This is a genomic window from Sphingopyxis bauzanensis (assembly GCF_002205675.1).
GTDB lineage: Bacteria > Pseudomonadota > Alphaproteobacteria > Sphingomonadales > Sphingomonadaceae > Sphingopyxis > Sphingopyxis bauzanensis.
In genome coordinates this window covers 198,830-222,180 of the sequence record NZ_NISK01000003.1, presented here as the reverse complement: position 1 = coordinate 222,180, position 23,351 = coordinate 198,830, and the positions used below count along the sequence as shown (strand labels likewise).

Here is a 23,351-nt window from a genome sequence, read left to right as displayed (position 1 = left end):
GCCCTGCCCTTATGCCTCAATGCTTCTTGTCGGCCCAGATGTTGCGGTACGACAGATAGGCCAGCACGGTGAAGATCAGCAGGAAGAAGAATACGGCCCAACCGACCTGCACGCGCTTCACCAGCTTCGGCTCCGCTGTCCAGACGAGGAATGCGGTGACGTCCTTCGACATCTGATCAACGCTCGCCTTGGTGCCGTCGGCATAGGTCACCTGATTGTCCGCAAGCGGCTTCGCCATCGCGAGATTCAGGTTCGAGAAATAGGGGTTGTAGTGGAGCCCCGTTCCCGGCTTCAGCTCGGCAGGCAGGTTCGCGGGCGGGTTCTGATAGCCGGTCAGCAGTGAATAGATATAATCCTTGCCGCCTTCGCGTGCCTTGGTGATCAGCGACAGGTCGGGCGGGATCGCATTGTTGTTCGCCGCGCGTGCCGCAACGTCATTGGCGTAGGGCGCCGGGAAATGATCCGACGACAAGCCATCGCGCGTTGCAACTTCGCCCGTATCGGGGTTGATCGACGGCACCTGGAAGCCCTTGGCAAAGGTCTTCACCTGGCCTTCGGTATAGCCCAGATCCTGAATGTTGCGGAACGCGACGAGGTTCAGGCTGTGGCAGGCCGAGCAGACCTCTTTGTACACCTGCATGCCGCGCTGCAACTGCGCCTTGTCCCAGTGCGGCACCAGGCCGTCACTCGCCAGCTTCACATGGCGCGGGTGCTTGACGAAGGAATAGGCGACATTCGGCTCATTGCTGAGCGGCGTCGTAAAGATCGCGAGCACCAGTGCGGCAATGAAACCGAGGCCGACGAGAAATCCGAGCGGGCGAACCATGGCTGTATCAGCTCCTGTTAAAGTCTGGCGCTCAGGCCGCTGCTGGACCCGACACGGTGTCGGGGGCATGTTTGGCAAGGACCGCTTCGGTGATCGAGTTCGGCATCGGCAGCGGACGTTCGATCCGCGAGACGATGGGTAGAATGACCAGGAAGTGGGCGAAGTAATAGATGGAACCCAGCTGGCTGAGGATCACCCACGGCTGTTCGGCAGGCATCATGCCGCACACCCCGAGGAGCAACACGTCGGCGACGAGGACCCAGAAGAACCAGCGGTACAGTGGGCGATAGGTCGACGACTTGACCGGCGAGCTGTCCAGCCACGGCAGGAAGAACAGCAGTGCGATCGACGCGAACATCGCGATAACGCCCCAAAGCTTTGCGTCGATCCAAAGGAAGTTGAAGGTGAAGGCCTTTAAAATCGCATAGAAGGGCAGGAAATACCATTCAGGAACGATATGCGCCGGCGTCGACAGCGAGTTCGCCGGGATATAGTTGTCGGCGTGACCCAGCATATTCGGGCTGAAGAAGGTCAGCGCGACAAACACCAGCAGGAAGATGCCAAGCCCGAAGCCGTCCTTTGCGGTGTAATAGGGGTGGAACGGGACGGTGTCCTGTTCGTCCTTCACCTCGATGCCCGTGGGGTTGTTCGACCCCGGAATGTGCAGCGCCCAGATGTGGAGGATGATCACGCCCAAGATCACGAACGGCAGCAGATAGTGCAGCGAGAAGAAGCGGTTGAGCGTCGCATTGTCGGGGACAAAGCCGCCGAGAAGCCACTGGCGCACCGGCTCGCCGACGATCGGTATCGCCGAGAAGAAGCCGGTGATCACCTGCGCGCCCCAGAAGCTCATCTGGCCCCACGGCAGCACATAACCCATGAACGCGGTCGCCATCATTAGCAGGAAGATCACCACACCGAGCAGCCACACCATTTCGCGCGGCGCCTTGTACGAACCGTAATAGAGGCCACGGAAAATGTGCAGATAAACGACGATGAAGAACATGCTCGCGCCGTTCATATGCGCGTAGCGAATGAACCAGCCGGCGTTGACGTCGCGCATGATATGCTCGACCGAATTGAACGCGACCCCGACATTGGCGGAGTAGTGCATCGCCAGCACGATACCGGTGATGATCTGGATCATCAGCGCGGCGCCGGCAAGGACGCCGAAATTCCAGAAATAGTTGAGGTTGCGCGGGACGGGATAGCCGGGACCGGTGGCGTTATACACCAGACGCGGGATCGGCAGCTTCTCGTCCATCCACTTCATTAGCGGATGCTTCGGCTCATAGGGTTTGGCCCAGGGAAAGCTCATCTTATCTCGCTCCTCAGCCGATCGTCACGACAGTGTCGCCGGTAAATTCATAAGGCGGCACGACCAGGTTGGTCGGCGCCGGGCCTTTGCGGATGCGCGCCGCGGTGTCGTAGTGCGACCCGTGGCACGGGCAGAAATAACCGCCAAAATCGCCCTTGTTCTCGCCTTCGGCAGCGCCAAGCGGCACACAGCCCAAATGTGTGCAGACGCCCAGCGTGATCAGCCAGTTTTCCTTGCCCACTTTGGTGCGGTCGGCCAGCGTCTGCGGTTCGCGCAGGTCGCTCATCGGAACGGCATTGGCTTCAGCGATTTCTGCCGGGGTCAGATTGCGCACGAACACCGGCTGCTTGCGCCAGCTGGTCTTGATCGCCTGTCCGACCTGGATCGCCGAAATGTCGATTTCGGTCGTCGACAGTGCCAGCACGTCGGCCGACGGGTTCATCTGGTTGACCAGCGGCAGCACCACCGCCACCGCGCCAACCCCGGCAAAACTCACGGCCGCAATATTGATGAAGTCACGGCGACGCACGCCATCTTCGATGCCGGCATTGAGTTCGGATTCACTGGCCATTCGACTGCCCTTGCATGGGTGAACTGACAAAGTTCTCGGAAAGTCGGGTCGCCCTGTTGCGCGCGCACGAAAGGACGCGCCCCGGCGGCCCCTCCGGGAATTGCGGGCCTGATAGCCGCACATCCGGGGCTTGCCAACAGGCAATTTCCCCTTCTGGCACCCCATTGTCGCGACGCAGCAAAGCCCCTCGATTCCCACCCCCCGCCTCGCTATGGCAATATGATGGAAATCGCCCTGTTTCAGCCGGATATCGCCGGCAATGTCGGTACGACCTTGCGCACCGCCGCCTGTTTCGGCGTGCCGGCGCATATTATCGAGCCGTGCGGTTTTCCCTTCTCCGACGGCGCACTGAAGCGCGCTGGGATGGACTATGCCGTGCGCGCCAATGTCCGCCGCCACGCCGATTGGAACAGCTTTCGCGATTGGAGCGCGGAGGCTGGTCAGAGACTCGTGCTGCTCACCACCGCGGGCGCGACACCCCTGCCCGACTTCGCCTTCACGCCCGACGACGTCCTGCTGCTCGGCGCCGAATCCTCGGGCGTCCCGCCTTATGTCCATGATGCCGTAGCGGCGCGGGTCGCAATTCCGATGCAGTCGGGCTTTCGCTCCTTGAATGTCGCGGTCGCGGCTGGCATCGCGCTCGCCGAGGCGCTCAGGCAAACGAAAGGCTTTCCGGCATGATCTCGCTCGACCCGCAACAGCAGACCGCGCGCAACTGGTTCGCATCGCTGCGCGACCGCATCTGCGCCGAATTCGAGAGCATCGAGGCGGAAGCAGGCAGCGATGCGCGCTTTGCCTATACGCCGTGGGACCGCGAGGCCGACGGCCTGGCAGTCGGCGAAGGCGGCGGAGGGGTGCGGGGCGTGATGACCGGCAAAGTGTTCGAAAAGGTCGGGGTCAATGTCTCGACCGTCGGCGGCCAGTTCGCCCCCGATTTTGCCGCGTCGATCCACGGCGCCGGCGAAGACCCGAGCTTTTTCGCCACCGGCATCAGCCTAGTCGCGCATATGGCGAATCCGCATGTCCCCGCGGTGCATATGAACACGCGCTTTTTGGTCACGACCAAGCGCTGGTTTGGCGGCGGCGCCGACCTCAATCCACCGATTCCGTATCAGGAGGATACCGACGCCTTCCACGCGCGGCTGCGCGCCGCCTGCACACCCTTTGGTCCCGACGTTTACGAACGCTACGCCAAATGGGCCGAGGATTATTTCTATATCCCGCACCGCGGCGTCCACCGCGGCGTCGGCGGCATCTTCTATGACCATCTCGAATGCGGCGACGATGCCGAGTTCGATCGCAATTTTCAGCTGACGCAGGCGGTCGGCGAGGCTTTCCTCGACGTTTTCCCGCAAATCGTCCGTCGCCGGATGACCCAGAGCTTCACGGATGCCGACCGCGAGGAACAGCTGATCTGGCGCGGTCGTTACGCCGAATTCAACCTGGTTTATGACCGCGGCACTCTGTTCGGACTCAAGACCGGCGGCAATATCGACGCGATCCTGATGAGCCTGCCTCCGCTCGCCAAGTGGAGCTGAGATAGCAAAAGGGCACCCCGTTTCCGGAGCGCCCTCTCATTTTTGCTTCAAATCACGCGCTCAGGCGAAAACATCACCCGATGCGCGCGGCGCAATCGCGCGGTAAATGCCAATCGGCATCGAGAACGAGAACATCATGATCGGGAGATAGACGACTGCCGCCATTACGATCAGAGACAGCACCGCGCCAACCGCTGAACCGCCCAGAATCGCGCCGAGGATGCCGCCAAAGATCAGGCTGGCGACGAACATATAGGCGAGCATCGCCAGCGTGAAGAGCAGGAAAAACCCGACAATCTTCCACTGCGACGCCCCGGTGATCCGCCAGGATTCGGCAAAGCCGGTGACCGGATTGCGCGTCAGACGATCAGCCATCACCGGACCCGCCACCGAAAAGCGCGCCTGCACCCAAAGCATCAACACCAACACGGCGATGTACAGGATGATCATCACAAAAATCGCACCGCCGCCAACCGCGCCCGAGGCCAAGGCTTCAGGTGACATCGACCCCATGCCGCCCAACGCAGCGCCAAAGACCAGCCCAAGGATCAGCATGATCACAATGATCACGATATAGGCTGCGATCATCACGACGAACGTCCCGAAAGCAAAAGCCGGTCCGGCCTGAAACGCCCACGCAAAATTGGGCGCTTCGCCGGGGTGCATCCCGCCGCGCCAGATCAGCATGCAGACGCCGTAGAGAATGACCGAAGCGATCAATGCGAAGAGGAAAATCTTGCCAAGCGCGCCAAACGCTGCGGAGGGATCGCCCGCCGACATCGCCATCGCGGTAAATGTCGATCCGAGGAACAGATAGCCGAGCAGCCCGACGACAACCAAGGCGCCGCCAACCCACAACAGCATTTGCATCCAATTGGCCTTCAGAAACGCAAAGGTTTCCGAAAAGGCCGCCCCTATGCTCATCTTTATCATGTCACTTCCCCCGTTGTTAAACCCCATTCCCCAAAAGGTCGTCCTGCAAGCTGGTGCTACTGGAACACGTCGGTCGGCGTCCGCGTCGCAAGCTGGCGATACGCCGCTGCCGATATGGCAACCGACACCAGGCTGCCGATCGCGCCGAACCCGGCCTCGACCACGCCGCCCAGCATCCGGCCAAATCCATCGCCGGTCCCGGCGATGGCGCCGACGATCAGCCCGACAATCATCGCCGCGATAAAGATCACGATCGTGACCAGAAACAAGAAGAAGAAGATCGCCCAGCCATTGTTGCGCGTCAGTTCCCAGCTGGTTTTCAGCGCTTCGAAGGGATTGTACAGGCTGCGATCGGCGACGCTAGGCGCCGCCAGCGTCAATCGTCCGACCAGATACAGGCCGGGGATGATCAGCAGGATCAACCCCAGACCGATCGCGAGACCCGACAGAAACTGCACCGCGAACAAGGTCGGAAAGAACATTAGTCCGAATGTCAGAGCCTCACCGACGCTGATCCCGCTCCGCGCCAGCCACAGCCGCAGGATTGCCGCCGATCCGACGATGGTCGTTAGTGCCACGATGATCTGACCGGGAATCATTTGCCGAAATGTTTGCTGAAGCGCCGCCATCGACTGTTCGACGCTTGCGCCCGCGGGCGGCTCGATCGGCACCGGGCCGAACCAGGCCACCGCGAGCGCCGGCAGGAAAAAGAAAACGCCCGCGATCGTCCCGATCAAAGCGGTGTGCGATTTCAGCAATTGGACGCTGTCGTCCCACGCCGCGCCCATGTCGAATTTTACCATTGATACCCCGTCATTTTTCGATGTTCCGATTATCGGCGAAGGTGCCGCTGTTCGGCGCTTCTGTCCACCCCTGTCGGCGAGCCGTCCAGGGCAATCGGGTGAAAGAAGGGGCGACAAACGCGTGAATTGCTGAATCTATGCAAATCCTCAGATTTGGACGCGGGGATATTGTGATGGACAGTGGTGATCAGTCGAGCGGAGCGCTTGGCGAAGCGGTAGTTTTTCTGGATCATTTCCGTGACTTGGTCGATGGTCGCCAACTGGCGAAGGTGATGTATCCGCTTGAGGAGATATTGCTTTTGGCGCTGCTGGGCGTTTTGGCGGGTGCGGAGACATTCGTCGACATCGCCCGCTTTGGAGAGAAGAAGCTGGATTTTCTGCAGCGATTTCGTCCCTTTGCTGCCGGCACGCCCTCGCACGATCACCTTGGTGACATCTTCGCGACGCTCGATGCCGAACAGTTCCAGCAGTGCATTGTGAAGTGGGTCGCCTCGCTCACCGGGACCTGTGCCGAGGTCATTGCAATCGACGGCAAGACATCGCGTCGTTCGCACGACAAGGCGGGCGGCAAGGCAGCGATCCATATGGTCTCGGCATTTGCCGCTCGCCAGCGGTTGGTGCTGGGCCAGGTCAAGATCGACGAGAAGTCGAACGAGATCACTGCTATCCCCCGATTACTGGCCATGATGGATATCGAGGGTGCCGTCGTGACAATCGACGCTATGGGCTGCCAACGCGTGATTGCTCAGACGGTCCTCGACAAGAAGGCCGAGTATGTCCTGGCGCTCAAGGGGAACCAGGCGGCTCTGCACGAGGATGTCGCGCTGTTCGTAGCCGAGCAGAAAGAGCGCAACTTCCATGAGTGCAAGATCAGCCAAAACACGACGGTCGATGGCGACCATGGCCGCATCGAGACCAGGGCGACCACCGTCATCCACAATCTCGACTGGCTTCCCAAGGACCATGGATGGCCCGGCCTGAAGGCCGTCATCATCGTCGACAGTATCCGCGAGACAGGCGACAAAGCCACCCACGAAACCCGCCTCTACCTAACCTCGGTGCAGCTGCCCGCCGAGCAGCTTGGTGCCATCGTGCGCCATCACTGGGCGATCGAAAACAGTCTCCATTGGGTTATGGATATGGTCTTTCGCGATGACGAATGCCGGGTGCGCACCGAGCATGCACCTGCAAACTTCACCACCATAAAGCACATGGCGCACAATCTACTGCGATCCGCTCCGGGAAAAGACTCGATGCGGCTCAGAAGAAAAGTCGCAGCTTGGGATGATGACTTCCTCGCCGCAATTATCTCACGATGACTTGTTCACCCGATTCCCCTGGCGAGCCGTCCGCAGAGCCTTGCGCAGCGCGTCGCGGCAAGGCAGGAAGCCCGCCTTATGAGCAACCTGCCGCCCCCCGAATGGATCATCTCCTCTCGCCTGACCGACTATGCCCAAGCGCTGGCGGACATGGAGCAGCGCGCCGCCGCGATCCACGCTGGCGAAGGCAGTGAACGCATCTGGCTGCTCGAACATCCGCCGCTCTACACCGCCGGAACCAGCGCCGATCCTGCCGAACTGCTCGATCCGCGCTTTCCCGTTTACGACGCGGGCCGCGGCGGGCGTTATACCTATCATGGCCCCGGCCAACGGGTTGGTTATGTCCAGCTGGACCTGACGCAGCGCGGGCGTGATGTTCGCGCTTATGTGTCGGCGCTCGAAGGTTGGGTGATCGACGCGCTGGTGCTGCTCGGGGTCGAAGCGCGCCGCGCCGACGGCCGCATCGGCATCTGGACCGACGACCAGAACGGCCGTGAGGCGAAGATTGGCGCGATCGGGGTGCGGGTGAAGCGTTGGGTAACGCTGCACGGCTTTTCGCTCAATGTTGCGCCCGATCTAGCGCATTTTGGCGGAATCGTGCCCTGCGGCATTGCCGAATTTCCGGTCACCAGCCTCGCCGCGCTCGGCAAGACCGCTTCCTTTGCGGATGTCGATTCGGCGCTGGCCGACACGTTGCCCGCTTTTCTCGACAAGCTTCGGCCGAGCGATTAGGACCAGCCGATGACCCGTATCCTTCTCGCATCACTCCCACTCCTCGTCCTCGCCGCCTGCGGCAGCGGTGATCAAGGGGGCAAAACGACCACCAAGCTCGACGCTGTCGAAGTACAGCCCGGGTCGGTCAGCGATTCGATGATCATCCTCGACGACGCCAGCGTCGATGGCACCGCGGTCGACAACAGCGTACCCGACGACGGCACCAAGAAAGAAGCGGCCAAAACCGACGCCGATAGCTCAGACGATGAAACCGCAGACGCCGAGGAAGAAGAAAATCCCGACGCCGTCCCGGCCCCTGCCGCGAAAAAAGCGATCACCACCGAAAGCGCCGCAAAAAAGAGCGACTGATCCCTAGCGCAATCCCAAGCTTTTGTGCGTCTGGAGCGACAGCCGCCAGCGCGGATCAGCCATCACCAGATCGATGCAGTGCTGCACACTATCGGCGGCGTTTGGATCGTCGAGCGGCTGGACCAGCCGGTGCGTGAAGTCGAGCGCCGCGAGCCGTTCGACATCGCTGCCCGGCTGCGGCCACACCAGCTTCAACTCATCGCCGCTCAACTGCACCAGCTCGCTGCCCGCTTTAGGGCTGACGCAGATCCAGTCGATGCTTCGCGGCACCGCGAACGTCCCGTTGGTTTCGATCGCAATCGTAAAGCCCTGTTCGTGCAGCGCGTCGATCAACGCCGCATCGACCTGCAACATCGGCTCGCCGCCGGTCAGCACGACATAGTGCTCGTCGCCGCCCGGTCCCCAGCATTCGGCAATCACCGCCGCGAGCGCCACGGCATCCGCATATTTGCCGCCCAGCGTCCCGTCGGTGCCGACAAAATCGGTGTCGCAAAATTTGCAGATCGCCTTGCCGCGATCCTGCTCGCGCCCCGTCCACAGATTGCAGCCCGCAAAGCGGCAGAACACCGCGCGGCGCCCCGCCTGCGCGCCCTCGCCTTGCAGGGTCAGAAAAATCTCTTTGACGGCGTAAGTCACCGGTCAGGGACCGACCGCATAGCGCGTCGGATCGGCCAGCCCCGCGTCGGCGAAGCCTTTGCTCCGCAAGCGGCAGCTGTCGCAATAGCTACAATGCAACCCCTCGGGCGTCGGGTCATAGCACGACCAGCTCATTCCTGCGTCCATCCCCAGCCGCGCTGCCTCGGCGGCAATGTCGGCCTTGGTCATATGCTGTAGCGGGGCGTGGATGCGGAAATCGACGCCTTGGTCGCCGTCGCGCGTCGCGAGCCGCGCCAGATCTTCGAACCCGGCGATGAAATCGGGACGACAATCGGGATAGCCCGAATAGTCGAGCGCATTGACCCCGATGACAATGTCCTGCGCGCGCCGCGCTTCGGCGAGTCCCAGCGTCAACGACAGAAAGATAAGGTTGCGCGCCGGGACATAGGTCACCGGCACAACGCTGCCGACCCCGTTCTTCGGCACGTCGATGTCGGCGGTCAGCGCCGAGCCGCCAAAACGGCGCAGGTCGAGCGGCAGGACGATATGTTCGGCCGCGCCGACCTCCGCCGCGATCCGCGCTGCGGATTCCAGCTCAACGCGGTGGCGCTGGTTATAGTCGATCGTCAACGCGACGATGCGCGCGCCGGCTTCGCGCGCGAGCCCCGCGCACACCATCGAATCGAGCCCGCCCGACAACAGGACGATCAGGGTTTTTCCGGCAACATCGTGCATCGGCGCCCGATACGCCCGCTCGGATAGCCGCGCAAGAGGCGGCTTGCTGCGCCGCACCAAAAGAAACGGGCCGCGCGACGTTGGTCACACGGCCCAGTGCGGCATGAAAGCCGTTAGGGAGAAGGACACACATCAGCGTGTCACAACTCCCGATTAGCGCAAGATGGTTAACATCTGGTTAGCGTTAGCACGCCCCCGCGCGACGCGCTTCGATCGCCTGCGAGAATGGCTTGCCGTCGGCGATGCCCTGCGTGTCGATCTGAACCAGCCGGTTGGTCTCGCTGCGGATGCTGGTGCGGCCGTGCCCCGCGCCGGGACAGGTGTAATGCACCGTCACCGATTTAGGCGTGTCCTCGATGATATAGCGCGAACAGTTGGCCCGCGGATGCTGGATCTGGATCATCCGTCGCGCGTCGCCGACGCACACCGTCTGCAACACCGCGTCGCTGCCGCGTTCGCGCAGCTGCCAGCTGCCCTTTTCCAGCCCGTCGAGCATCGCCAGCGACGGCGCCTGTGCCGGCACCGCGGTGGCGCCAGCGAGCGAGCACGCGCCAAGCAAACATCGAAACAAGGGAGCAGAGATCGCCATTTTCACCTATCCATCGGGCGCCCATATTTGGGCTGATACGCGACCCCGTTTCGATAGAGATAGCAATCGCGCGCGGCGATTTCAACCGCTTGGCGCTGGACTAGACCGTTTCGTCGTCAATTCGGTGCAGAAATCTCGCCCAGCGGGATCGGGAAAATGCGCGAGCAAAAGGCGCAATCGACGACGATCCGTCCGCTGTCGTCGGCCATATCGACCCGCTCGGTCTCCGGAAACTGCGCAAGCACACCAGCAAAATAGTCGGTGCTGCACCGGCAACCGCGCGATACGATCACACCCGGCTCGACCCGCACCTCATCCTCATGGAACAACCGCCACGCCAGCGTTTCCAGCGAATGCGCCGGGTCGGTCAGCTCTTCGGGTTTCAGCGTGGCCGCGACCGTGCGCGCATGGTCCCATTCGGGCGTATCGTGGCGGACGTGCAGCCGATCGCGACCGACCTCACCCTCGGGTAGATGCTGGAGCAACAGCCCGCCCGCGACACAGCCAGCCTCATGGTCGTGCCGCGCGGCGAGCCGGATCAGGCTCGAAATCTGTTCGGACTGCTCGAAATAATGCTCGGCCGCCTCGCCGATCGATGCGCCTTCGAGCGGGACGATGCCCTGATAGCGCTCGTCTGTCGTCGCCTGATCGAAGGTGATCGCGAGGAAGCCTTCGCCGAACAAAGCGAACAACGTCGGGTCGGGACCGACCGCCGCCAGCCGCTCAGCGTCGAACTTGAGGTACCCGCGCAGCTCGCCGCCGCGATAATCGCAGACCAGCAATTCGATCGGCCCCCCGCCCGTCTGCGCCTGCAACGTCATCTGGCCGCTCTCGTCCTTGAGCGTCGAGCCGAGCAGGACGGTCAGCACCAACGCCTCGCCGAGCAGCTTTTCCGCCACCGGCGGGTAATTATGCGCCGCGATGATCGTGTTCAGCGTCGGCCCCAGCCGTACCAGCCGCCCGCGCACATGGCGCGCGGCAATGGTGAACAGCAAAGGCTGGTCGAACCAGGTTTCGATAATTTCGTCGCTCACACTATCAAACTCACAGCTTGCCGAGTGCCCACAGCAGAATCGATTTCTGCGCATGGACCCGGTTCTCGGCCTCATCCCACACCCGCGATTGCGGCCCGTCGATCACCGCATCGACAACCTCGTCGCCGCGGTGCGCGGGCAGGCAGTGGAGAAAAATCGCGTCGCTCTTGGCTCCCGCCATCAACCGTTCGTCGACCTGGAACGGCGCCATCGCCGCGACCTTGTTGTGGGCATGATCCTGCCCCATCGACACCCAGGTGTCGGTGACGACCAGATCGGCGCCCGCGACCGCTTCGCGCGCGTCGGTCATGATGTCGATGCGAACGCCCTTGGCACGCGCCGCTGCGACGAACGACGCATCGGGTTCATAGCCCTGCGGACAACCGGCGCGGACATGGAAACCAAACAGCCCAGCGGCCTCGATCAGCGACGACAGCACATTATTGCCGTCGCCGAGCCAGGCGAGCTCCAGCCCGGGCAGCGCCTTGCCCTGTTCAACGATCGTCAACAGGTCGGCGACGATCTGGCACGGGTGCGACAGGTCGGTCAGGCCGTTGATCACCGGGACGCTTGCAAATTCGGCGAGCTCCTCGATCTTAGCATGATCGTCGGTGCGGATCATGATCGCATCGGCATAGCGCGACAGGACGCGCGCGGTGTCGGCGATCGTCTCGCCGCGGCCAAGCTGGGTCGTCCCCGCGTCGAGGATCATCGGCACCCCGCCAAGCTGGCGAATGGCGATATCGAACGACGCGCGCGTCCGCGTCGAATTCTTCTCGAACACCATCGCCAGCACATGAGCGGCGAGCGGCGCATCGGCGTCGGCTTTCGCCTTGGCCCAACCCGCGCGCGCCGCCTTGCGGTCGATCGCGTCGGCAATCATCGCCGCAACGGCATCGCCGCCCGCGTCGGACAGATTCAGGAAATTGGGCATCAAGCCCTCCGTTCTGCAGGAACGGAAAACATCAGGATTCAGGCGGCGTATAGCTCGCCGCGCCCGCTGACAATTTCTCGATAAACTCGTCGATATGGCTCTGCTCGATGTTCAGCGGCGGCAGCACGCGGACGACATTTTCGCCCGCCGCGACGGTCAGCAGCCCGTGATTATCGCGCAAATGCGCGACAAAGGCGCGGCTGTCCGAGCGCAGCTTGAGCCCGAGCATAAGCCCCATGCCGCGCACGCTTTCAAACAGCTGGTCATGGTTCGGGATCAGCTGCTCGAGCGCCCCGCGCAGCCGTTCGCCGGTCGCCTTGACACCGTCGAGAAAGCCTTCCTCCAGCACGACGTCGAGCACCGCTTGCCCCGCGGCGCACGCCAGCGGGTTGCCGCCATAGGTCGATCCATGGGTTCCGATGACCATGCCGCGCGCCGCTTTCTCGGTCGCGAGGCACGCGCCCATTGGAAAGCCGCCGCCAATGCCCTTGGCGCTCGCCATGATGTCGGGGGTGACCCCAAATTCCTGATAGGCGTAGAGCGAGCCGGTGCGCGCCACGCCGCACTGGACTTCGTCGAACACCAGCATCAGGTCGCGGTCGTTACAGATGTCGCGCAGCCCCTGCAGGAAGGGCTGCGACGCCGGACGGATGCCGCCCTCGCCCTGGATCGGTTCGATCAGGAAGCCCGCCGTATTGTCATCGACCAGATCAAGCGCGGCGTTGAGATCGTCGAACGGCGCGTAGGCGAAACCGGGAAGCAGCGGGTCGAAACCCTTGCGCAGCTTTTCCTGATTGGTCGCCGAAATCGTCCCCAGCGTGCGGCCGTGAAACGCATTGTTGAAAGTGATCAGATTATGCTTTTCGGGATTGCCCGCGCTCGAATGATAGGCGCGCGCCGTCTTGATCGCGCATTCGACCGCTTCGGCGCCCGAGTTGGTCAGGAAGACCGTGTCGGCAAAAGTGTTTTCGACCAGTCGCGCCGCATAGGCCTCGCCCTGCGGGCTGCCATAGAGGTTCGACACGTGCATCAGCGTCGCCGCCTGCTCCTGAATCGCCTTGGTCAGGTGCGGATGGCCATGGCCCAGCAGGTTCACCGCAATGCCGCTGGCGAAATCCAGATAGCGCTCGCCGCGCTCGCCGATCAGATACGCACCCTCGCCCCGCACCGGACGCACACCGCACCGGGGATAAACGGGCATCAGCGGCGTGATCGACATGGCAGGCACCTTTCAGGCAAAAGTAAAAAGGCGACCCCGATGGGCCGCCCTTGGTCGGGCCGCCCCTATACTGCCGCAGCGCAAGGTGCGTCAACACGGCGGCGTTCAGAGCGCCTTCGCTGCGCTCATCGTCAGCGCCAGCGAGTGCTTGCGTGCGTCATGATCGTACATCGATGACGCGATGACCACCTCATCGACGCGGGTCCGCGCAACAAATGCCCGCAACCCCGCGGCAATATCGTCGGCAGTGCCAACCGCCGAGCATTGCAGCACATGGTCGAGGATCGCGCGCGCGTTCGGCGGCAGGCTGTCCTTATAGCCCGCGAGCGGCGGCTTCATCTTGCCCGGATTGCCGGTGCGCAGCGCTACGAACGCCTGCTGCTGCGACGAAGCAAGAAGCTCGGCTTCCTCGCGCGTATCGGCGCCAAAGCTATTGAACGCCGCGGCGACATAGGGCTCCGCGAGTTGCGCCGAGGGTTTGAACTGGCGCCGGTAAATGTCGAGCGCTTCGTCGAGCGCGTCGGGCGCGAAGTGGCTGGCAAAGGCATAGGGCAGCCCGAGCATCGCCGCGAGCTGAGCGCCGAACGTGCTCGATCCCAAGATCCATAGCGGGATATGGGTGCCTGCGCCCGGCACCGCGGTGATGCCAAGCTGCTCGTCACCCGCCAGAAAAGCTTGCAGCTCCAGCACATCCTGCGGAAATTGCCGCTCATCGCTGGCGAGCGTGCGGCGCAGGGCGTGCGCGACGCGCTGATCGGACCCCGGGGCGCGCCCGAGGCCAAGATCGATGCGCCCCGGAAACAGCGCCTCCAGCGTCCCGAACTGCTCGGCGATCACCATCGGCGCGTGGTTCGGCAGCATGATGCCCGCCGACCCGATCCGGATCGTCGACGTCGCCTGTCCGATATGTGCCAGCACGACCGCGGTCGCCGCGCTCGCGATTCCCGCCATGCCATGATGCTCGGCGACCCAATAGCGCCCATAGCCCAGCGCTTCGGCGTGGCGGGCGAGATCGGCGGCGTTGGCGAGCGACTGGGAAATCGTACCGGTGTCGATGACGGGCACGAGATCGAGGAAGGAAAGTTTCGTCATGAAACGGATATGCGGTGGCGGGGGCTAAGGTTCAACCTCTCTCCGTCATTGAGAGCGAAGCGAAGCAATCCAGGGCGGCTTGCCACACCCTAGATTGCTTCGCTTCGCTCGCAATTACGAAATGTCGTTACGCCCGCTCATCCTTGGTCGAATCCATCACCACATAGGTGCTGATCGAATGCACCTGCGCCAGCACGCCGAGCACCTCGGTATGGAAATGCTTGTACGCCGCCAGATCCGCGGTCTCGATCCGCAGCAGATATTCGATCGCGCCGGTGATATTGTGGCATTCGCGCACTTCGGGCGCCCCCGCTATTGCCGCCTCGAAATCGGACTGCGCCTTCTTGGTGTGGGTCGACAGCCCAACGGTGACATAGGCGAGAAAGCCCATCCCCAGCTTTACGGGATCGATGGTGGCGCGATAGCCGGTGATCACCCCGCTCCGTTCCAGTTCCTGCACCCGCCGCAAACAGGCCGAGGGCGACAGCCCGACGCGCTCGGCGAGTTCGAGGTTCGAGATTCGCCCATCCTGTAATAACTCGCGCAATATCTTGCGGGCAATATCGTCCATCTTACTCATAGATTGCGTATGATAGGCGATCTGCGCCATTCTTTGCAACCCGCCCGCCGACAAAGCGCATTATGTTGCACGCATGAACCAGACCACCCTTCTCGCGCTCTCCGCTTTCGCCCTCGTCTCGTCGATCACGCCCGGGCCGAACAATATGATGCTGATGGCGTCGGGCGCCAATTTCGGCCTCCGCCGCACGGTCCCCCACGCACTCGGCGTTGGCATCGGCTTCACGCTGATGATCATCCTCGTCGGCCTCGGGATGATGGGGTTGTTCGATCTTTTCCCGATCCTCAATACCGTGCTCAAGGTCGTGAGCGTGTTCTATCTGCTGTGGCTCGCGTGGAAGATCGCCAATGCCACGGCCCCCGACACCGAAACCGGCGCGCGCGGCAAGCCGATGACCTTTGTTCAAGCGATGCTGTTCCAATGGGTCAACCCCAAGGCCTGGTCGATGGCGCTCACCGCGATCGCGCTCTACGCGCCCGACCGCAATCTGGGCGCGGTGCTGCTCGTCGCGGTGAACTTTGGCCTGATCAACCTGCCCTTGACCAGCCTGTGGGCGGTGATGGGCCAAGTGCTGCGCGGGTGGCTGTCCAGCCCGGCAAGGCTGCGCGCATTCAACTGGACGATGGCGGCCTTGCTCGTGGGATCGCTCGCGCTGCTGATCTGATTGCAAGGTTGCATCCCGCAACCTAAAGACGGCGCTCCCCTCTTCTGACCGGAGAACAGAGCCATGCAGAGTCGCCGTCTTGGCAAAAGCGCTATCCATGTGTCCGACATCTGCATGGGAACGATGACCTTTGGTAGTCAGACCGACGAGGCCGCGGCGTTCCGCATTCTCGATCGCTGCTTCGATGCCGGGATCAACTTTTACGACACCGCTGAGGGCTATCCGGTGCCGCCCGATGTCAAATGGGTCGGCCGCACCGAAGAGATCGTCGGGCGCTGGCTGATGACCAAGCCGCGCGACGCGATCATCCTTGCGACCAAGGTATCGGGACCGAGCCACGTCTGGTTCAATTCGCCGTGCCGCAACGGCATGACCGCGCTGGACCGCAAGAATATCTTTCAGGCGATCGACGATAGCCTGACGCGGCTCCAAACCGATTATGTCGACCTTTACCAGACGCACTGGCCCGACCATGACGCGCCTTATGAGGAGATTATGGACGCGCTCGACGAACTCGTTCGCATCGGCAAGGTCCGCATTCTTGGCTGCTCGAACGAAACGAGCTGGGGGCTGATGAAATCGCTCGCCGCGTCCGAGAAACTGGGCGTCGCGCGCTATCACACGATCCAGAATAATTTCAGCCTCAACAACCGCCGCTTCGAGGATGAACTGAAACAGGTGTGCCGACAGGAAGGCGTCAGCCTGATCCCCTATTCGCCGCTCGCCGGTGGGGTGTTGTCGGGCAAATATCAGGGCGGTGCAACGCCCGAGGGTGCGAGATTCTCGCGCTACCTCGCGATGGAGGGGCGGCAGGCCGCGATGGGCCAGCGGTTCGTCAACGAAAAAAGCCTCGCCGCGACCGCGCGCTATTTGCAGATCGCCGAGGATGCCGGGCTCCACCCGGTGACGATGGCGACAGCCTGGTCGAAACAGCATGACTTCGTCGCCTCGACGATCGTCGGGGTCAGCGCCGATGACCAGCTCCAGCCGATTCTCGATGCGAGGGATCTGGTACTGAGCGACGAGGTGATGACCGCACTGCATAAAGTGAGCAAAGACATTCTTTATCCGATGGGCTGAACCGCTTGTGCGGCGCGCCGCGGCTGCTAATCTTCGTCCGAATTCAGCAAGGAACACTGCCATGTCCCCCGCCCGCCGCGTCTTCTTCGGCCTCGCCGCCTTCTCGGCCACCATCGGCGTCGCGCACGCCGCGAACCCGACGATGTTTCGCGATGCGGGCTGTGGTTGCTGCCTCAAATGGCTCGAACAGGTGAAGGCATCGTTCGGGCAGAAGGCGGTGATCGTCAATTCGACCGACATGGCCGCGATCAAGGACAAGCAAGGCGTGCCGCAGGCGCTGCGCAGCTGCCACACCGTGCTCGTCGGCGGCTATGTGATCGAGGGGCATGTCCCCGCCAAGGAAATCGCTCGCCTGCTCCGCGAAAAGCCCAAGGGCGTGAAGGGTCTCGCGGTCGCCGGGATGCCGATGGGTTCGCCGGGCATGGAGCATGGCGACCACCGCGAAGCGTATAAGGTCATGACCTTCGGCAGCGGCGGCCAGCGTGTTTATGCGAGCTATGCTGCAAGCGGCGGTACGCACGCGCATTGATCGGCAAAATCTAACTCCTTTTCCGTTCCTGTCGAGCGGTGACCGTTACAAACTCGCCTTGAACAACTCCAGCATCCGGCCCCACGCCTTTTCGGCCGCTGCCTCATTATACGCGCGGCCATCGGGCGGGCACCAGCCGTGCATCGCGCCTTCATACACCTCGACCTCATGCCATTGCTTGCGCGGTTCGAGCACGGCTTTGAGCAAGACCTTTTCGTTCGGCGCTTCCTTGTCGTCATTATCGGCGATCGCGAACAAATAGCCCGCCCGCGTCCCGGGGATCAGCAGATGCGGACTGTCGGGCTTGTCGGTGCCGACCCCGCCGCCGTGAAAGCTTGCTGCCGCACCGACGCGGTCGGGCTTCAACGCCGCGGTGTATATCGTCATCGGGCCGCCCATGCAGTAACCGGTGGTGGCCAGCTTGCGCGTCTTGTCGACCTCCTTTTGCGTGTCGAGGAACGCGAGATGCGCCGCGGCGTCGGTTTCGACCACCGGTTTGGTCAACTGCTTCAGATAACCGAACAGTTTTTCGCGCACCGCGGGATTGCCCCAGTCATTCGCGGCATCGACCACCGGCGATTTCTGCCAGCGGTAAAAAGGATTCACACACAGCACCGCATAACCTTCGCCCGCCAGCCGGTCGGCCATCTGGCGAAAGGCGGGGCGCAGCCCGCGGATGTCGGGCCAGATCAGCACCCCCGGATGCTTGCCGCTGGTGGGCGCCACAAAATAGGCGTCGCAGATGCCCGCCGCGGTCGTAATCTCGACATCGCGGCCCTTTACCGGCTTCCCCGCCATTGCCCGCGCCGGCAGTGCCGCGATCAACGCGCCGACCCCGGCCAGCGCGGCAAAGCTGCGGCGACCCACCGCCATCCCGGCGCGGTCCAGATCGGCTTCGGTGTCTTCGGTACACATGGCGCTCTCCTTGGGGCGGTTTCGGCAAAGCCGCAGAAAACTGCGCAACTTCACTCGCGATTTCATATTTCGTCCCGTGATCGGGATCGAACAGGGGACAACGCTAATCCAGCCGGATTTTGTAGGATAGCGTTTTTTGCTGAAAAATCCTCCCTGTCGCGAAGCCATGGGGAGGATTATCGTGCGACGACTGTCAGTGCCCCGATCTCACCAAAGGTCAGCGCCACATGATGCACCCCGACCGCGCGCAACATGTCGCCATGCGCCGCGCGATCGACGATATGCCCGGCTCCGCAAAAGCCGACCACGGTCATCCCCGCCGCCAAGGCTGCCTGCGCCCCGGTTGGCGAATCCTCGATCGCCAGACATAGCGCCGGATCGACACCTAGCCCTTTGGCGGCGGCCAGGTAGATATCGGGATACGGCTTGCCGCGGTGCCAGCCATCGGCGCTGTACACCTGCTCCGCGAAATGGTGCCCCAACCCGAACAACCCCAGCGCCCAGCCGATATATTCGGCGCGGCTCGACGACGCGATCGCGCGCGGCAGCGGCCCGAGCGTAGCGAGGAAATCCGCGGCACCGGGGACGGCGTCGAATCCCTCCATGAACCGACCCCGCGCCCGTTCGCGGTGTTGCTCACGAAAATCGGCGGGCAACGCCCGCCCGAACCGCGCCTCGATCCGTCGCTGCGTCTCCTGCCAGTTGTGGCCGTAATAGTCGCGCAGGCACTCGTCATAGGTCGACGGCATCCCCGCCGCGATCAGGCTCTCGGCGAGCGACAGGTTCGCGCGCACCTCGCTGTCGGCGATGACGCCGTCGAAATCGAAAATGATCGCGGCGAAACTCATGGCAATCCTACAATCTTCATATTTCGTACCTAGAGCCTGGGCGAACAGGAGACATCGGCATGAAATTCATCGAACTCAAGTCGCGCGGTGGCAATTATCTGGTCGTCGCCGAAAATGTCGCCTGGCTCCGCGACTATGAAAATGGCCAGACGCAAGTCGGCATGGTCGGCGGCGCGCCGCTGCTGGTCGCGGGCAAGATCGAGGACGTTGCGGAGTCGATACTGGCGCAGGCAAATGCGGTCAGTTAGCCGTCCGATCAGGGCATAATAGCCGCATCGCGGACAAATCCCCACGGCCCCTCACCCGACCAGCCGCGCCCGTCGGGAAAGCTGAGCTTCAAACCGCTGAGCTGTAACGGGTCGAACAGCCGCATGTTGACGCCCATCATATCGACCTCGCCGCCCATCCGCTCGATCAGCCCCGCGGTCGCCGACCAGTGTGTGGTGCATCCGCAGGTCGCGCAGAAATGCAGGTCCGAATTGGGGTTTGCACGGTCGGCGCGATTATAGGTCCGCGTCGCACCCTCGATCACCACGTCACGCGGCGAATAATAGGCCCAGAGGATGCCATGGGAAAAGCAGAGCGAGCAATTGCACTCGCCAATTTCCTCGGGCGCTTTGGCGAGCCGCACACAGACGGCGCCGCAGTGACAGGTGGTTTCCCAGCTCACTCAACCGTCACCGACTTCGCCAGATTGCGCGGCTGATCGACGTCCGTCCCCTTCGCCACCGCGACATGATAAGCCAGCAACTGCACCGGCACCGCGTACACCAACGGCGCGATCAGCGGGTGGACTTTGGGCATTTCGATCGTCGCCATGCAGCCGTCGCCCGCTTCGGCGATGCCGTCGGCGTCGGAAATCAGGACGACCTTGCCGCCGCGCGCCATCACTTCGTGCATGTTGCTGACGGTCTTTTCGAACAGCGGCCCGCTGGGCGCGAGGACGATCACCGGGACCGATTCATCGATCAGCGCGATCGGGCCGTGCTTCATTTCACCCGACGCATAGCCTTCGGCGTGGATGTACGAGATTTCCTTGAGCTTGAGCGCGCCTTCCATCGCCAGCGGATAGTCGGGGCCGCGGCCCAGATACAGCACGTCGCGCGCCGGGGCGATCAGGTGCGCCATTGCGGCGATGTCGTCGTCGTGGCTCAGCGCGGCGTTGAGCGCGGCGGGCGCTTCGATCAGATGCCTGACGATCTCATGCTCCTCGTCGGCGCTGAGCTTGCCCTTTTTGAGCGCGAGATGCGCCGCCAGCGCGGCAAGCACCGCGAGCTGGCAGGTGAAAGCCTTGGTCGAGGCGACGCCGATTTCAGGACCGGCATGGGTCGGCAGCAGCAGGTCGGCCTCGCGCGCCATGCTGCTGGTCGGGACGTTGACGACGACCGCAATCGTCTGCCCGTTCGCCTTGCAATGGCGCAGCGCCGCGAGCGTGTCGGCGGTCTCGCCCGACTGCGAAATGAACAGCGCGAGGCCGCCGGGTTGCAGCACCGGGTCGCGGTAGCGAAACTCGCTCGCGACATCGATGTCGACGGGGACGCGCGCGAAGGTTTCGAACCAATATTTGGCGACCATCCCGGCATAGAAACTGGTGCCGCACGCGACGATCGTGATCCGGTCGATCGCGCTCAGATCGAAATCCATCTGCGGCAGCGCAACGGTCTGTTCGAGCGGGCGGATGTAGGAGGAGAGCGTCTGCGCGACCACGGTCGGCTGCTCGAAGATCTCCTTCTGCATGAAGTGACGGTAATTGCCTTTTTCGACCGCGGCCGCGGTGACGCCGCTGGTCGTGATCTCGCGCGTCACCGGGTTGTTCGCGCTGTCGTAAATCTGCGCGCCGTCCCGCGTGATGACGACCCAGTCGCCCTCGTCGAGATAAGCGATCTTCTGCGTCAGCGGGGCGAGCGCGAGCGCATCCGAACCGAGATAGGTTTCACCCTCGCCGTAACCGACGACGAGCGGCGAGCCGAGCCGCGCGCCAATGAGCAGATCGGGATGCTGGCGGAACGCGATGGCAAGTGCGAACGCACCGCGCAACTGCGGCAGCACCGCTTGCACGGCGTCGGTCGGCGACTTGCCCGCTTCCACCTGCTCGCTCACCAGATGCGCGACCACCTCGGTATCGGTCTCGCTTTCGAAGCTGCGCCCGCGCGCCTGCAGCGCCTCGCGCAGCGGCTTGAAATTTTCGATGATCCCGTTGTGGACCAGCGCAACCTCGCCCGTCGCATGCGGGTGCGCGTTGCTAGTCGTCGGCGCGCCATGGGTTGCCCAGCGGGTATGGGCGATACCGACAGTACCCTGCGCGGGGTTGCCCGCGAGCTCTTTGACCAGATTGCCCAGCTTGCCCTCGGCGCGGCGGCGAATCAGCTGGCTATCCTGCACGGTGCAGACGCCCGCACTGTCATAGCCTCGATATTCCATCCGCTTCAGTCCGTCGACGAGGCGATCGGCGACCTGATCCTTGCCGATAATTCCGATAATTCCGCACATGAGGGTCTGGCTTTCGTCTTAGAGAATATAGGGGACACGGATGCCCGGCATATTGGCCGGGAAATCCTTGGTATTGCGGGTGATGAGAACGCGGCCGCGGGTTTGGGCGGTGGCGAGAATGATGGCGTCTGGCGACTTCAAGCGTGGCCGGTTGCGGCGTAGCGCCGCCGCCCGCGCAGCGATTTCATCATCGATTTCGTCAAGACCGAAGTGCGTTAGAAAGGCCATGACTTCGCTCACCATGCGCTCGTCGCCTTTGGACAGCACTTCGATCCACGCCATGCGACTGATCCAAGGTCGGACGCCGTTGCGCGTCGCGCGTAGAATCTCGGCCCTCGCTGGCGGATAACCGGCGAGTGCATCGATGACGATATTCACGTCGAACGTATAACCGCTCACTTGGGGTGCGGGCTTTTGGGTTCGGGATATTTCCCGGCGATTATATCCAGATAAATTTGCCGCTGACGATCATCCTCGGCGTCGAACATGTCCGGCGATTCTGCGCGCACTTCCTCATAATCGTCATCCCAGGACCGCGTCCATTCGGCTCGGCGCTTCCGATCATAGTCATGCGGATCAACTGAAATGCCGTGGCGTGACCACAGCCCGAAACCGCGTTCAATCCAATCGCCGTCGCCCTGAGCGGGCTGCGCCTGATAGGCGGCAACGGCGTCGCGCAGCACCTGCGCCCGGCTTTTGCCCTGTTCATGGGCGATGCGGTCGAGACGTTTAATCTCTTCATCCGGCAGGTCGACAAGAATGCGGGTCATTGATATACTGATATCATATCATGATATCATGTCAATCTTTCTGAAGGTTCTTGTCGACGAACAGATAGGCGAATTGCACCGGATCGGGCGCCGTGCCGTTGCCGTGTTCAAACCGCGCCTTGCCGTCAGTCCAGATCTTGCGAATCTGTGCGGCCAGTTCGGGGCCGAATTTCATCTGTTGTTCGACGATCCGTTCCCAGCTGCCCTTCAAACCGAAACTCTGTTCGAGCTGCGGCACCATTGCCTTGCAATAGGTTTCGGTCGCAGGATCCAGATGCCCGATCGCCTTTAGCACCCAGGCATCGACAAAGCGCAGGAACGGCTTGTCGGTATAGCGGTCGGTCACGGCTTTTTCTCCATTGCCCATTCGTCGCGCAGCAAGACAAAAATCAGCGAATCACGCACGCCGATATGCGTTTCCCACTCTCCGCGCAGACGGCCTTCATATTGAAAGCCAAGACGTTCGAGCAGCGCGATCGATCCGCGATTTTCCGGATCGGTGTCGGCAAAGATGCGCCGAAGCTTCAGTTCGGCAAAGCCATAGTCGATGACGCACGCCACGGCTTCGCGCGCGACCCCGCCGCGCCAATGGTCACGGTGCAGAATATAGCCGATTTCTTTGACGTCGGGCTTGCCGTCGATCAGGATCACCCAGCCGATTGCGACATCGTCGTGCAGGGTGATCGCCCAGCAGGCGAAGCCCTGTCCTTCTTTCGCATTCGATGCGACATAGTCCGCCGTCTCGGCAAGCGACTGATGCGGGCCGCTCGACCACCAATTCATCACGTCGGCATCGGACAGCACCGGAAACAGCGCGGCGGCATCGTCCGCGCGAATCTGGCGCAGCACGAGCCGCGGGGTGGTCAGCGTCGGCACAGGCATGA

The 23,351-nt window shown here is 62.5% G+C and carries 30 protein-coding genes; 9 read left to right on the top strand and 21 right to left on the bottom strand.

What is annotated here, in order from left to right; genetic code table 11:
• Nucleotides 1-16: 16 nt before the first annotated feature.
• Genes CDQ92_RS12405 through petA form a run of 3 tightly spaced genes read right to left on the bottom strand, consistent with a single transcriptional unit; the run spans nucleotide 17 to nucleotide 2,715 of the window.
• Nucleotides 17-826 carry a cytochrome c1 gene (locus CDQ92_RS12405; protein WP_088441729.1) on the bottom strand — a complete coding sequence of 270 codons (810 nt, stop codon included), beginning with the start codon at nucleotides 824-826 and terminating at the stop codon, nucleotides 17-19.
• A 31-nt stretch (nucleotides 827-857) separates the two neighbouring features.
• Nucleotides 858-2,144, bottom strand: coding sequence for a cytochrome b (locus tag CDQ92_RS12400; protein WP_088441728.1), 1,287 nt, complete (start codon nucleotides 2,142-2,144; stop codon nucleotides 858-860).
• Nucleotides 2,145-2,157: 13 nt separating this feature from the next.
• The gene (petA, locus tag CDQ92_RS12395) at nucleotides 2,158-2,715 is read right to left on the bottom strand and encodes a ubiquinol-cytochrome c reductase iron-sulfur subunit (protein WP_088441727.1); all 558 of its coding nucleotides are present in this window, start codon (nucleotides 2,713-2,715) and stop codon (nucleotides 2,158-2,160) included.
• Between the two features lie 222 nt (nucleotides 2,716-2,937).
• Here petA and CDQ92_RS12390 point away from each other — a divergent pair, with 222 nt between their 5' ends.
• Both CDQ92_RS12390 and hemF read left to right on the top strand, forming a co-directional pair.
• Nucleotides 2,938-3,396: a tRNA (cytidine(34)-2'-O)-methyltransferase gene (locus tag CDQ92_RS12390; RefSeq protein WP_088441726.1), complete on the top strand. Its 459-nt coding sequence runs from the start codon at nucleotides 2,938-2,940 to the stop codon at nucleotides 3,394-3,396.
• Nucleotides 3,393-4,253: an oxygen-dependent coproporphyrinogen oxidase gene (hemF, locus tag CDQ92_RS12385; protein WP_088441725.1), complete on the top strand. Its 861-nt coding sequence runs from the start codon at nucleotides 3,393-3,395 to the stop codon at nucleotides 4,251-4,253. Before CDQ92_RS12390 ends, hemF begins: the two co-directional genes overlap by 4 nt.
• Nucleotides 4,254-4,313: 60 nt before the next feature.
• Here the strand turns inward: hemF and CDQ92_RS12380 are convergent, their stop codons facing one another.
• Complete coding sequence (locus CDQ92_RS12380) at nucleotides 4,314-5,186, bottom strand: hypothetical protein (RefSeq protein ID WP_088441724.1); 873 nt, start codon at nucleotides 5,184-5,186, stop codon at nucleotides 4,314-4,316.
• A gap of 56 nt (nucleotides 5,187-5,242) precedes the next feature.
• The gene (locus tag CDQ92_RS12375; protein ID WP_088441723.1) at nucleotides 5,243-5,989 is read right to left on the bottom strand and encodes a glycerophosphoryl diester phosphodiesterase membrane domain-containing protein; all 747 of its coding nucleotides are present in this window, start codon (nucleotides 5,987-5,989) and stop codon (nucleotides 5,243-5,245) included.
• Nucleotides 5,990-6,162: 173 nt separating this feature from the next.
• On the opposite strand from CDQ92_RS12375, the gene CDQ92_RS12370 reads away from it, so the two are divergent.
• The 3 genes from CDQ92_RS12370 to CDQ92_RS12360 all read left to right on the top strand — a co-directional run bounded on the left by CDQ92_RS12370 (nucleotide 6,163) and on the right by CDQ92_RS12360 (nucleotide 8,391).
• Nucleotides 6,163-7,308, top strand: coding sequence for an ISAs1 family transposase (locus CDQ92_RS12370; RefSeq protein WP_088441722.1), 1,146 nt, complete (start codon nucleotides 6,163-6,165; stop codon nucleotides 7,306-7,308).
• A gap of 78 nt (nucleotides 7,309-7,386) precedes the next feature.
• Nucleotides 7,387-8,040 (top strand): lipoyl(octanoyl) transferase LipB, encoded by a 654-nt coding sequence (gene lipB / locus CDQ92_RS12365; protein WP_088441721.1) that lies wholly within the window; start codon nucleotides 7,387-7,389, stop codon nucleotides 8,038-8,040.
• Nucleotides 8,041-8,049: 9 nt separating this feature from the next.
• The gene (locus tag CDQ92_RS12360) at nucleotides 8,050-8,391 is read left to right on the top strand and encodes a hypothetical protein (RefSeq protein WP_088441720.1); all 342 of its coding nucleotides are present in this window, start codon (nucleotides 8,050-8,052) and stop codon (nucleotides 8,389-8,391) included.
• A 3-nt stretch (nucleotides 8,392-8,394) separates the two neighbouring features.
• Here CDQ92_RS12360 and queE read toward each other — a convergent pair whose 3' ends face one another.
• The 8 genes from queE to CDQ92_RS12320 all read right to left on the bottom strand — a co-directional run bounded on the left by queE (nucleotide 8,395) and on the right by CDQ92_RS12320 (nucleotide 15,171).
• Nucleotides 8,395-9,027 carry a 7-carboxy-7-deazaguanine synthase gene (gene queE, locus CDQ92_RS12355; RefSeq protein WP_088441719.1) on the bottom strand — a complete coding sequence of 211 codons (633 nt, stop codon included), beginning with the start codon at nucleotides 9,025-9,027 and terminating at the stop codon, nucleotides 8,395-8,397.
• Between the two features lie 3 nt (nucleotides 9,028-9,030).
• Entirely contained in the window at nucleotides 9,031-9,723 is a 693-nt protein-coding gene (queC, locus tag CDQ92_RS12350) for a 7-cyano-7-deazaguanine synthase QueC (RefSeq protein ID WP_088441718.1), read from the bottom strand.
• 184 nt (nucleotides 9,724-9,907) lie between these two features.
• Complete coding sequence (locus CDQ92_RS12345; RefSeq protein ID WP_088441717.1) at nucleotides 9,908-10,312, bottom strand: DUF3617 domain-containing protein; 405 nt, start codon at nucleotides 10,310-10,312, stop codon at nucleotides 9,908-9,910.
• 116 nt (nucleotides 10,313-10,428) lie between these two features.
• Nucleotides 10,429-11,346 (bottom strand): Hsp33 family molecular chaperone HslO, encoded by a 918-nt coding sequence (gene hslO, locus CDQ92_RS12340; RefSeq protein ID WP_229667080.1) that lies wholly within the window; start codon nucleotides 11,344-11,346, stop codon nucleotides 10,429-10,431.
• A 10-nt stretch (nucleotides 11,347-11,356) separates the two neighbouring features.
• A complete protein-coding gene (gene argF / locus CDQ92_RS12335; RefSeq protein ID WP_088441715.1) occupies nucleotides 11,357-12,283 on the bottom strand; it encodes an ornithine carbamoyltransferase in 927 nt (308 codons plus the stop codon).
• Between the two features lie 28 nt (nucleotides 12,284-12,311).
• Complete coding sequence (locus CDQ92_RS12330) at nucleotides 12,312-13,499, bottom strand: aspartate aminotransferase family protein (protein ID WP_088441714.1); 1,188 nt, start codon at nucleotides 13,497-13,499, stop codon at nucleotides 12,312-12,314.
• 105 nt (nucleotides 13,500-13,604) lie between these two features.
• A complete protein-coding gene (locus CDQ92_RS12325) occupies nucleotides 13,605-14,591 on the bottom strand; it encodes an LLM class flavin-dependent oxidoreductase (RefSeq protein WP_088441713.1) in 987 nt (328 codons plus the stop codon).
• 127 nt (nucleotides 14,592-14,718) lie between these two features.
• On the bottom strand, nucleotides 14,719-15,171 hold the full coding sequence (locus CDQ92_RS12320; RefSeq protein ID WP_169714564.1) for an Lrp/AsnC family transcriptional regulator: 453 nt from the start codon (nucleotides 15,169-15,171) through the stop codon (nucleotides 14,719-14,721).
• Nucleotides 15,172-15,244: 73 nt separating this feature from the next.
• On the opposite strand from CDQ92_RS12320, the gene CDQ92_RS12315 reads away from it, so the two are divergent.
• The 3 genes from CDQ92_RS12315 to CDQ92_RS12305 all read left to right on the top strand — a co-directional run bounded on the left by CDQ92_RS12315 (nucleotide 15,245) and on the right by CDQ92_RS12305 (nucleotide 17,444).
• Nucleotides 15,245-15,835 carry a LysE family translocator gene (locus CDQ92_RS12315; RefSeq protein WP_088441712.1) on the top strand — a complete coding sequence of 197 codons (591 nt, stop codon included), beginning with the start codon at nucleotides 15,245-15,247 and terminating at the stop codon, nucleotides 15,833-15,835.
• Between the two features lie 63 nt (nucleotides 15,836-15,898).
• The gene (locus CDQ92_RS12310) at nucleotides 15,899-16,915 is read left to right on the top strand and encodes an aldo/keto reductase (protein WP_088441711.1); all 1,017 of its coding nucleotides are present in this window, start codon (nucleotides 15,899-15,901) and stop codon (nucleotides 16,913-16,915) included.
• 61 nt (nucleotides 16,916-16,976) lie between these two features.
• Entirely contained in the window at nucleotides 16,977-17,444 is a 468-nt protein-coding gene (locus CDQ92_RS12305; RefSeq protein WP_088441710.1) for a DUF411 domain-containing protein, read from the top strand.
• A gap of 45 nt (nucleotides 17,445-17,489) precedes the next feature.
• Here the strand turns inward: CDQ92_RS12305 and CDQ92_RS12300 are convergent, their stop codons facing one another.
• Both CDQ92_RS12300 and CDQ92_RS12295 read right to left on the bottom strand, forming a co-directional pair.
• On the bottom strand, nucleotides 17,490-18,359 hold the full coding sequence (locus CDQ92_RS12300) for a dienelactone hydrolase family protein (RefSeq protein ID WP_088441709.1): 870 nt from the start codon (nucleotides 18,357-18,359) through the stop codon (nucleotides 17,490-17,492).
• A 176-nt stretch (nucleotides 18,360-18,535) separates the two neighbouring features.
• Nucleotides 18,536-19,207 (bottom strand): HAD family hydrolase, encoded by a 672-nt coding sequence (locus tag CDQ92_RS12295; RefSeq protein WP_088441708.1) that lies wholly within the window; start codon nucleotides 19,205-19,207, stop codon nucleotides 18,536-18,538.
• A 59-nt stretch (nucleotides 19,208-19,266) separates the two neighbouring features.
• On the opposite strand from CDQ92_RS12295, the gene CDQ92_RS12290 reads away from it, so the two are divergent.
• Nucleotides 19,267-19,455, top strand: a complete 189-nt coding sequence (locus CDQ92_RS12290; RefSeq protein WP_088441707.1) for a hypothetical protein — start codon at nucleotides 19,267-19,269, stop codon at nucleotides 19,453-19,455.
• 8 nt (nucleotides 19,456-19,463) lie between these two features.
• Here the strand turns inward: CDQ92_RS12290 and CDQ92_RS12285 are convergent, their stop codons facing one another.
• From CDQ92_RS12285 to CDQ92_RS12260, 6 genes are read right to left on the bottom strand one after another with little or no spacing between them, the layout of a single operon-like run.
• A complete protein-coding gene (locus tag CDQ92_RS12285; protein ID WP_088441706.1) occupies nucleotides 19,464-19,877 on the bottom strand; it encodes a GFA family protein in 414 nt (137 codons plus the stop codon).
• A complete protein-coding gene (glmS, locus tag CDQ92_RS12280; RefSeq protein WP_088441705.1) occupies nucleotides 19,874-21,697 on the bottom strand; it encodes a glutamine--fructose-6-phosphate transaminase (isomerizing) in 1,824 nt (607 codons plus the stop codon). Before glmS ends, CDQ92_RS12285 begins: the two co-directional genes overlap by 4 nt.
• Nucleotides 21,698-21,715: 18 nt before the next feature.
• On the bottom strand, nucleotides 21,716-22,096 hold the full coding sequence (locus tag CDQ92_RS12275; protein ID WP_088441704.1) for a PIN domain-containing protein: 381 nt from the start codon (nucleotides 22,094-22,096) through the stop codon (nucleotides 21,716-21,718).
• The gene (locus tag CDQ92_RS12270) at nucleotides 22,093-22,467 is read right to left on the bottom strand and encodes a ribbon-helix-helix domain-containing protein (RefSeq protein WP_088441703.1); all 375 of its coding nucleotides are present in this window, start codon (nucleotides 22,465-22,467) and stop codon (nucleotides 22,093-22,095) included. Before CDQ92_RS12270 ends, CDQ92_RS12275 begins: the two co-directional genes overlap by 4 nt.
• A gap of 31 nt (nucleotides 22,468-22,498) precedes the next feature.
• Nucleotides 22,499-22,813 (bottom strand): hypothetical protein, encoded by a 315-nt coding sequence (locus CDQ92_RS12265; RefSeq protein WP_088441702.1) that lies wholly within the window; start codon nucleotides 22,811-22,813, stop codon nucleotides 22,499-22,501.
• A complete protein-coding gene (locus CDQ92_RS12260; RefSeq protein ID WP_188682251.1) occupies nucleotides 22,810-23,349 on the bottom strand; it encodes a GNAT family N-acetyltransferase in 540 nt (179 codons plus the stop codon). The genes CDQ92_RS12265 and CDQ92_RS12260 overlap by 4 nt, the downstream gene beginning before the upstream one ends.
• Nucleotides 23,350-23,351 lie beyond the last annotated feature (2 nt).

Coding starts and splice junctions, on each gene's coding strand:
- CDQ92_RS12405 (WP_088441729.1), bottom strand. CDS start 826: ATGGTTCGCCCGCTCGGATTTCTCGTCGGCCTCGGTTTCATTGCCGCA.
- CDQ92_RS12400 (WP_088441728.1), bottom strand. CDS start 2,144: ATGAGCTTTCCCTGGGCCAAACCCTATGAGCCGAAGCATCCGCTAATG.
- petA (WP_088441727.1), bottom strand. CDS start 2,715: ATGGCCAGTGAATCCGAACTCAATGCCGGCATCGAAGATGGCGTGCGT.
- CDQ92_RS12390 (WP_088441726.1), top strand. CDS start 2,938: ATGGAAATCGCCCTGTTTCAGCCGGATATCGCCGGCAATGTCGGTACG.
- hemF (WP_088441725.1), top strand. CDS start 3,393: ATGATCTCGCTCGACCCGCAACAGCAGACCGCGCGCAACTGGTTCGCA.
- CDQ92_RS12380 (WP_088441724.1), bottom strand. CDS start 5,186: ATGATAAAGATGAGCATAGGGGCGGCCTTTTCGGAAACCTTTGCGTTT.
- CDQ92_RS12375 (WP_088441723.1), bottom strand. CDS start 5,989: ATGGTAAAATTCGACATGGGCGCGGCGTGGGACGACAGCGTCCAATTG.
- CDQ92_RS12370 (WP_088441722.1), top strand. CDS start 6,163: ATGGACAGTGGTGATCAGTCGAGCGGAGCGCTTGGCGAAGCGGTAGTT.
- lipB (WP_088441721.1), top strand. CDS start 7,387: ATGAGCAACCTGCCGCCCCCCGAATGGATCATCTCCTCTCGCCTGACC.
- CDQ92_RS12360 (WP_088441720.1), top strand. CDS start 8,050: ATGACCCGTATCCTTCTCGCATCACTCCCACTCCTCGTCCTCGCCGCC.
- queC (WP_088441718.1), bottom strand. CDS start 9,723: ATGCACGATGTTGCCGGAAAAACCCTGATCGTCCTGTTGTCGGGCGGG.
- CDQ92_RS12345 (WP_088441717.1), bottom strand. CDS start 10,312: ATGGCGATCTCTGCTCCCTTGTTTCGATGTTTGCTTGGCGCGTGCTCG.
- CDQ92_RS12330 (WP_088441714.1), bottom strand. CDS start 13,499: ATGTCGATCACGCCGCTGATGCCCGTTTATCCCCGGTGCGGTGTGCGT.
- CDQ92_RS12325 (WP_088441713.1), bottom strand. CDS start 14,591: ATGACGAAACTTTCCTTCCTCGATCTCGTGCCCGTCATCGACACCGGT.
- CDQ92_RS12320 (WP_169714564.1), bottom strand. CDS start 15,171: ATGAGTAAGATGGACGATATTGCCCGCAAGATATTGCGCGAGTTATTA.
- CDQ92_RS12315 (WP_088441712.1), top strand. CDS start 15,245: ATGAACCAGACCACCCTTCTCGCGCTCTCCGCTTTCGCCCTCGTCTCG.
- CDQ92_RS12310 (WP_088441711.1), top strand. CDS start 15,899: ATGCAGAGTCGCCGTCTTGGCAAAAGCGCTATCCATGTGTCCGACATC.
- CDQ92_RS12305 (WP_088441710.1), top strand. CDS start 16,977: ATGTCCCCCGCCCGCCGCGTCTTCTTCGGCCTCGCCGCCTTCTCGGCC.
- CDQ92_RS12300 (WP_088441709.1), bottom strand. CDS start 18,359: ATGTGTACCGAAGACACCGAAGCCGATCTGGACCGCGCCGGGATGGCG.
- CDQ92_RS12295 (WP_088441708.1), bottom strand. CDS start 19,207: ATGAGTTTCGCCGCGATCATTTTCGATTTCGACGGCGTCATCGCCGAC.
- CDQ92_RS12290 (WP_088441707.1), top strand. CDS start 19,267: ATGAAATTCATCGAACTCAAGTCGCGCGGTGGCAATTATCTGGTCGTC.
- glmS (WP_088441705.1), bottom strand. CDS start 21,697: ATGTGCGGAATTATCGGAATTATCGGCAAGGATCAGGTCGCCGATCGC.
- CDQ92_RS12270 (WP_088441703.1), bottom strand. CDS start 22,467: ATGACCCGCATTCTTGTCGACCTGCCGGATGAAGAGATTAAACGTCTC.
- CDQ92_RS12260 (WP_188682251.1), bottom strand. CDS start 23,349: ATGCCTGTGCCGACGCTGACCACCCCGCGGCTCGTGCTGCGCCAGATT.